Genomic DNA, 7383 nt, shown 5'->3' with positions numbered 1-7383 from the left:
CCGCGGCCAAACGACTTTGGTCCCCCGGGCCAGGCTGTCACTGGATCCGGGTCATCGGAGGCGTAGAGGACCGTGTCGGTGGCCACCGCCAAGGGCCACTGCCCCGTCTTCTCACCGATTTGGTGTAGCCGGTAGACGATGTTGGCCTTGGCTTTGGCGACCACGTGCAGCCGGCGTTCGGGGCTGTAGGCGGGTTTGCCTTTGAGGTGCTCATCGGAGCCGATGATGCCGATCCCGTGGGTGCGGATGATTTTGGCTTGATCACGCGCGGCTTGAGCGTCGGGATCGTCGAGGTCCAGCATTGCACTGGCGTCGCGGAATCGTTCGTACCAGCCGAGCAATACTCGGCCGTGGCGCGCCCAGAGCCATGCTTCCAGGATTCGTGGTTGGTAGCCGAGCTCGATAGCGCGCTCCAATGTCGGGGTGCACACCCACTTGCGGCCGGTGAACTGCAGTCCTCTCGGGTTGAGGAGATAGGGCAGCCGCCAGTCGGTGGTTTCCGGGATGTCGACTAGCCAGTAGCCCGGTGTCTTGGCGTTAAATGGCGCCCCGTCGGGGTGGTGGACTGGGTTGCCGATGGGCAACTCCAGACCGGCGATGCCGGCCACATAGGAGCCGCCGCGATCATAGGCGTGGATGTAGCGGCGTTGGCGTTCCTCGCTGGTGGGCGGGCGTGACCAATTGAAGTCCGATTCCACATCTCCGATACCGAACGGTGGCGCGGTTGTCGACGGCGCGAAGACGACGTCGCGCCACTCCTGTGGCGACCACGTCTTGGTTCTGGTCTGCAACATCAAGTCCACCGCGGTGACACCGGCGTTGATTTTCCACGGGAATCGCAACGAGTCGGCCAGTAGCTGCAGCCGCTTGGCGATCTGAGCTGGGGTCGGTTCATCGGACAAGATCGGCATCTCATCCGTGCTGGTGCCCATCCCGGGGATGAGCGCGATCATCACACCGCGTTTGTCGTCTCGATAGACGCGGGTCCAGGTGCCCAGCCGGTGAGCGTTAGGGTCCTCCCCCGCTCCGCCGAGGCTCCATCCGTCGTTGACCGCGCCGGTGACGAAGTCGATGTTTTCGGTGAGTTGGCGCAGTGACTTGGCGCGATCTCGGCGACTGATGGCCTCGATGTCGATACCGAATTCCTGGCATGCCGCTTCGGTGATCCAGATTTGGCCTGGCTCACTGTATTTCGCGGTGAGGCGGTACCCGAGATGGTGCGTGTATGCGAGCTCGGCGACCTGGCCGACGTGCACGATCGGCGCGGCGAGTTCGATCCGGGTGCCATTGGCAAGCCAGAGCCCATCGGTGTGTAACACCGCGGCCGGCGCGCCGCCAGATTGGGTTTCGGCGGTCGCCGGCGCCGGCGTCGAATCCTTGTTGGCTGCTGATCCTTCGGATGCCGGCGACGCTTCGTTGAGGGGCCTCTGATCAGCATCCACAGCAGGGGTTTCCGATGCTGGGCTCTCCACACCCCTTGTATTACTGGCTTCCACTTCGGGCGCGACGGCGACGCGCGCTCGTTGGTCGGGTCCCCTGAGCGCAGCACTCAGCGCAGCGGCGACCTCGGCGGTGTTTTCCGCGGTCAGGACGTCAAGGATGAGCTCGTCGGTCACCGGCGCCCGGTGGGTCACCGTCATGCGTCCCAGTCGGGAATGGGTGTCGGACAGATCAATTGGCTCACCAGTCGCTTCGTCACGGCCGGTCGCATAGATCATCGCGGCATCGCGCGCATACACCGGCCACAGCCGGTATTCGCGCGAGATCCGCATCGCTGCTCGGCGGCCGCGGAATCGCACACGCGCGGCGATCGCCGCGGCCCACGCGGGCTGGAAGTGCTGCCGCCACGCTGGATCAGCCCACGGTTCGGGGTTGGCCAGGGCCTGCAGATATTCCGCGGCAGCCGAATCGACGAGCGCACGTAGTGGCGCATCGTTGGCGAACTCTTCCCGGGCTTCGCGCAGCCGCGTCGACCAGCCTTCCAGGATGCGGGTCTGCTGGGGCCACACGATCGCCTGCTCAATGCCGAGTCCAGCTGCGGGCAGCCCGGCGCCGCCGTCGCGGACGTCTTTGGCCAGCCCGTCAAGATCCTCGGTGGTCACCCAGGCCTGAGCTGGCGCATCCAGGCGCATCTGTGGGTGAGGCGGTGGCAGCATCTGGGGCAACTGCAAGTCACCAGCCGGAGGGAGCGTGACGCGCCACATCCCAAATGGCCGCTTCCGCGCCGTGCTGGCCGCAGCTGCTGTTATGGCGTCCAGCACCTGCGGTTGGCCGAACCCGAACGTCAGCGTTCCCGCGGCCGCCAGCTCAGGGCATTCCTGGGCCAGCCACACCAACTGATCGCTGTGCTCGAATTCCTCCTCGACCTCCGAAGCAGGCGCACACCAGGGTGACTGAACGCGGATCTCGGCCACAACGTGCGCCGGCAGCACCCCGGGCCCGGACACGATGGCCCCCCGGCGCCCGGCGCGGGCACGCATAATGCGGTCATTGATCACCGCCGCCGAGGCCGCTCGGCTGCCTGCGGGCAGCGTTCCCAGCACAGCCGACCACCGCTTCAGGCGGCGCCCTAATTCGGCCACGTCCTCTACAAGATCGTCGTGCTCACCGACTAACCAGGGATGCAGCTCGGCCACGATCTCGACCGAAACACGTTGCGCACCAACACCGCGAGCCAGAACGACCGTATGTCCCTTTCCGTGGCGCAGCTCCCAACCGCGCGCTACCAGCGGCGCCAACGACAGCCCCAGCTGCTCGACCAGTCCGAAATCCCCCGAGCCGGGGTCGGGAGTAATCATTTGACGACAGCCCGCACCTACCACCCATATCCGGGCAGGGTCGGCATCGGCGGAACCGGCCGGTATCGACTGCAGTAGGCCACGACTGCCATGCGCCCACTCGATTAGCTTCTCGAGCTTGTCGATGGAGTCCACCGGCCCGGTAAGTACGTCGCCACCGACCGTGAACGCGCCCGCGCCGGTGACAATCACGACGTGACGCTCAAGGAGCAGCGACCCTGTGTTTGCGTCCGTCATAGGCGCTCTTCAGGCGTGCGGGCGGCCAGGTACGGACGGATGCGCGCGCTGGCCCCCTGTTGTGTCATCCCGAGTACGGCACCGACTTCGGTGTAGGTCGCACCGGCCGCGATCGCCGCCGCGGCGGCCGGCCGCTCATCGAGGCCGGCGGCACGTAAGAGCGCGGCGCGCGTCAGCTGCACTGCTTTTGTCTCAGCAGCACTGGCTCGTTCCACAGCTTTCACCAGTCGAGCGCGTTGCGCAGGTGTAGCTTTGCGACGGGCCACACGCCGTAGCCAGACATCCACTGCGGCCGCCAGAGATGAATCAGCCATCTTCGAGGCAAAGCTTGCTGATTCCCGTTGCGCAGCAGCCTGAATCGACGCGACGCTAGGATCTGTCGTCGTCATGGCCGCCTACGTTCTGCAGCTATGTTCAGCACGGGTGTGATGCTATCCACGAACTGTGACACCAACAAGCAATCGTTGTGCTTGTCTACAAGTGCTTCTTGTGCCCCTGATGACCTCGTCCAGGTCTGGCCTGCATCAAGGCACGACGCAAACTTGGTCGCCGCTCGGGGCCTGTTTGTCACACTCAACGCTCTCAGCTAGTCAGTCCACGTGCGATCACTGTATCCGCCATACTGAGCCGCCACGTCGTGTGGCGACCCACCGTGCCTGCGCGGTTTACCTCGCCGCGTTTCTCGAGGATCTCCAAGTTGTGATAGATGCGTTCGTGAACCACCTCCGCGCCGAAACTCGTTGAAAGAGCGCGCCTTAGTTCAGCGGTCGTCATTGGCCCGGCCGCTTCAGTGAGCGCGGCGAGCAGTCCTTGTCGCACCGCCTCCGGTGGGGAGCTAGGCATACGATGGACCTTCGTGGGTGGTCTGCGCCGTACTCGTCGAGGTTGGGAAGAACCGCCGCCCCCACAGCTGTGTCCCAACGGCCACGGGCTGCGAGGTGGCGGACGCGTCCTGGTCGGCAGCCAACAATGTCCCTGCGGATCCGTTCATCGCAGTTTCACTGTCGCCAATGCGCGGCCACGGTGTACGTGCCGACCCCTGGCCCGCAGTGCGCCTTCACCAATTTCGATGGCCGTCATGCCGCACACGATGCTGATGCATAGACCGCGCCACAGTCTGCACACCCACGATCTATCCGCCATGTAGTTCAGGCGATTCCCCTCCCCCGTCGCGGATCAATCCTCCGGTCGACAATTAGGTCGTCAGACCACGGAAATTCTCTTCAGTGCGGTCGCCTTTCCATCGCGGCGTCCAGGACCTCCCACCCTGTATCGGAGAGCCGTCCTCTACCGTTGCCGGCCACGAGCATCGCTGCGGCTACGTCAGCGGCGGTGTCGCGGTTCCTGGTGAATATGTAGTCGAGGTTGGGTTCTGCCACGCGCACTGTTTTCGGCAAGCTGCCGGCAAGGATCTCACGCACGATAGCGACCAAGGCTGGATCACCACCAAGTAAGCCGCCAGCAATTCCGCCGGTCGACCCAGCTGCGCGCCGCTCGAGCGCACTCCACGAGATGCCCCCTCGGGAGGTGGTGAACGTGATGGTCGTGGCGACCATGTTGGGGTGCTCCTCGGTTCGCCGGATCAGTGCCCGTGACGTCGGTCGCACACGAGCCCGCCGTGGGGCGCGCGCACACCGGCGTCGAAACATGCCGGCCGGGGTTTGTCGTATGAGTGGTTGTTCCAATGGCGGCCTGATGTGGGCTCAGCGGACTGTTCATTGACCAATTGCGGATCCTCTCGTTGCACTGCTCTTAACTATCGGTGCTCCGAGCGACATCGCCCCTAAACCGGGTCCGATTAGATCCCATCTCGCCGGCGTCTCGGTGAGAACCTCCGCGGTCCCGACTGATAATGGTTCGGTGCGCATACACTATCGGCGTTGGCCGACGCGGTGAGTTCGGTCATCCGAGACGGCCGGAGTTGGCCTGTTGGCACGCACGCGGATGTCGCGTGGATTACCACGGCTACCTCGATCGGCGTCAGAATCACGTCGGCGATCCCGCCGATATTTGACGACTACGCCACCGTCGTGCTGCCAAAGCCCCAAGCTGAAAAGCAAAGCCACGACAGGGCTATGGTCGCACTACTCGCTAGGCAGTCGCCGGATCAACTGTGGTGGATTGGTTACCTCGACACTGGCTCCGCCGACGTCGTTTTCCCCGACGCGCCGAGGGTGACCTTGTATGCGAACTGGCCTTATGTACTCGTACAGGCGGGGCCAGAACAGGCCGCCCGCTGGCGGTCTGACGACTTGTGGTCGTCGCGGTCAACTCGCCTGCCGGACCTGATGTTCCCGGCAGATCGGTCCTGGCTGGTATCCACGCTGTGGGACGACGACTGGACCTGTGTCGGCGGTCCGGTTCCGCTCATCGATGGCTTCCTGAGTGACCCCGATCTGCGGGCCCGCGTGCGCCGCGTCGGCCCCAAAGAGGACGCCACTCCACCCGGTCATAAGGCGATCTGACCGCCGACGGGATTCGGTGAATATCGCCGCGATCTCTCCGAAACCGACTGGACGTGAAGAGATCCCGCGGACTGGACTGACTGAAGTGCTTGACCGTAGCGGGCTTTCCTGGGCCGACAGCTACTGCCCGCTCTTCGCTACGCACGGATGTGACTTATCAGGACGCGATCGACAATATGTTCCCGCTGGGGTGCGCAGCCAGGAGAGGAGAATCTGCCGAATCAGTCCGGGATGAGCCCGAATTCGTATCTGAGCGCTTGTTCTACGAGTGCGCTTCGTGTGCCGGCGGCCCAGGCTTCGACGAGGTTGTCGAGCCGTTGACCGTTTGCGGCTGTCACTCCTGATAGAACGACGGTGCGTGGAGCGGTTGCGTGGCGACGACGTCTCGGGACGGCGTGCGAGGACGGGCGTTCGAAAAGTTGGCCCTCCCCGACGGCGTATCGCTGGGTAGTCCAGGTTGTCGCCAGTTTCGTCGCGTGGGTTTCGATGGCGTCCAAGACGATGGCACCCATCGTTCGGGCGAGTCCGCGGCGTACCTTCTTTTCGGCGATCTGAGTTCGGTAGAGCTCGTCGTAGACTTCCGCCGACAGCAAGACCTCGGGTGGGCGGGTTCGCCTAGTCGACCGTCCAGTAGTTGTCTGTCGCGGCTGTGTGGACTGTTCCGGGCTGCTCGTCGCTGGCGTGGTTGCGCGGGCTAGTTCAGTCGCGGGGGCGCTTGCGAGTACCGGTTCGGCGGCCGGGGCACTTGCCGGCGGCGGGTCAGAGTGGGCCGGTTCCGCACTGACAGCGGTATCTACCGATTGTGGCGAAACCGGCGGTGGAGTCGGCGCGGCAGCGGCGCGTGGACGGGCCGGCCATAGTTCGTCGAGATCCTGATCGAGCGCCTGTGGGTCGAACAGCGGCTTGCCGCGGGTGCGTGAAGGGCTCATCCGACCCGCTCCCCCGCCGTCACTGATTCGTATCGGCCGAGTCGTGTGACGATTTGGCGGACGAGCTCTTGGTAGTCGGCGGCAAGACCGGTGGGGTCACTTGTCCACATAGCGCGCTCAGGACTTTGGTTGTCGCGCAGCTTCGACAGTCGAGCTCGGCGGTCGTCGTTGGCCAGCGCAACGAGTTCGCCGGCGGTTTTGTGTAGCGTTCGCATGTCGACGGCGGCCGCGGGTGCGGAGCGGATCGTGATGTCGAATGGCGTTGTCCCGCTGCCTTCAAGCATTTCGCTGACTTGATCGAACACGTCTTGGTTGCGCTTTTTCGCGCGCGGGTTGACATCGAACAGCAGCACACCGAGAAGTTGGATGGAGGCACCGAGTTTGCGTGCTCGCCAGAAGCGTCGCGCCAACCGTTCGACACCGCCCAGGCTGGCTTGGTCGTCGCGGGTGGGGATCAACAAATAGTTGGCGACGCTGAGATAGGTGTCGAGCAGCGGTACGTCACCTGGACCTGAATCAATGAGGACCAGGTCATAGCCCTCGTCTTCGCATAGATTGGCGAGCTGGTTTTCCAGGTTGGCGGCCATGTCAATGCCGTTCTCGGCCATCAGATGGGCGCCGGCGCCAACGACGGCAAGTTGTGGACCGCCGGCGACTACGTCGAGGTTGGCCCGTACGTTGCGCACCGGGACAAGGGGCGCACCGAATTGCAGGGTCTGGGCCAGCGATTGCCCGCGGTCTCCGTCGACGCCGAGATCTTCAACGGTGACGTTGGCCTGTGGGTCGCCGTCGACCACGAGCACGCGACGGCCCCTTTTACCCGCGGCGGCGATCATTTCCGCCACTGCGGCGACGGTCGTTGACTTTCCAACTCCGCCTTTCTGATTCGCCACGAGGATGGCCCGCGCATCGGGCCCAGTCATTGTCATGCGTCGCAACGTACGTACCTACCCG

The 7383-nt window shown here is 64.3% G+C and carries 5 protein-coding genes; 1 reads left to right on the top strand and 4 read right to left on the bottom strand.

Features of this window, described 5'->3' with window-relative positions:
- The 3 genes from A9W96_RS01515 to A9W96_RS01505 all read right to left on the bottom strand — a co-directional run.
- On the bottom strand, window positions 1-3035 hold a 3035-nt coding region (locus A9W96_RS01515), incomplete at its 3' end, for a hypothetical protein (protein WP_067137556.1).
- Entirely contained in the window at window positions 3032-3424 is a 393-nt protein-coding gene (locus A9W96_RS01510; protein WP_067137549.1) for a Fis family transcriptional regulator, read from the bottom strand. The genes A9W96_RS01510 and A9W96_RS01515, both read right to left, overlap by 4 nt.
- Window positions 3425-4258: 834 nt before the next feature.
- The gene (locus tag A9W96_RS01505; protein ID WP_067137553.1) at window positions 4259-4591 is read right to left on the bottom strand and encodes a hypothetical protein; all 333 of its coding nucleotides are present in this window, start codon (window positions 4589-4591) and stop codon (window positions 4259-4261) included.
- 324 nt (window positions 4592-4915) lie between these two features.
- Between A9W96_RS01505 and A9W96_RS31955 the strand changes: the two genes are divergently transcribed.
- On the top strand, window positions 4916-5500 hold the full coding sequence (locus A9W96_RS31955) for a hypothetical protein (protein WP_197499368.1): 585 nt from the start codon (window positions 4916-4918) through the stop codon (window positions 5498-5500).
- Between the two features lie 925 nt (window positions 5501-6425).
- Here the strand turns inward: A9W96_RS31955 and A9W96_RS01490 are convergent.
- Window positions 6426-7358, bottom strand: coding sequence for a ParA family protein (locus tag A9W96_RS01490; RefSeq protein WP_067137545.1), 933 nt, complete (start codon window positions 7356-7358; stop codon window positions 6426-6428).
- Window positions 7359-7383 lie beyond the last annotated feature (25 nt).

The organism is Mycobacterium sp. 1245852.3 (assembly GCF_001669335.1).
GTDB classification, from domain to species: Bacteria; Actinomycetota; Actinomycetes; order Mycobacteriales; family Mycobacteriaceae; genus Mycobacterium; species Mycobacterium europaeum_A.
Note: the sequence above shows the minus strand (reverse complement) of the source record. Positions and strands in the feature narration are given on the sequence as shown.

Excerpts from the sequence above, each read along its gene's own strand:
- A9W96_RS01505 (WP_067137553.1), bottom strand. The coding sequence starts at position 4,591 with ATGGTCGCCACGACCATCACGTTCACCACCTCCCGAGGGGGCATCTCG.
- A9W96_RS01490 (WP_067137545.1), bottom strand. The coding sequence starts at position 7,358 with ATGACAATGACTGGGCCCGATGCGCGGGCCATCCTCGTGGCGAATCAG.
- A9W96_RS01510 (WP_067137549.1), bottom strand. The coding sequence starts at position 3,424 with ATGACGACGACAGATCCTAGCGTCGCGTCGATTCAGGCTGCTGCGCAA.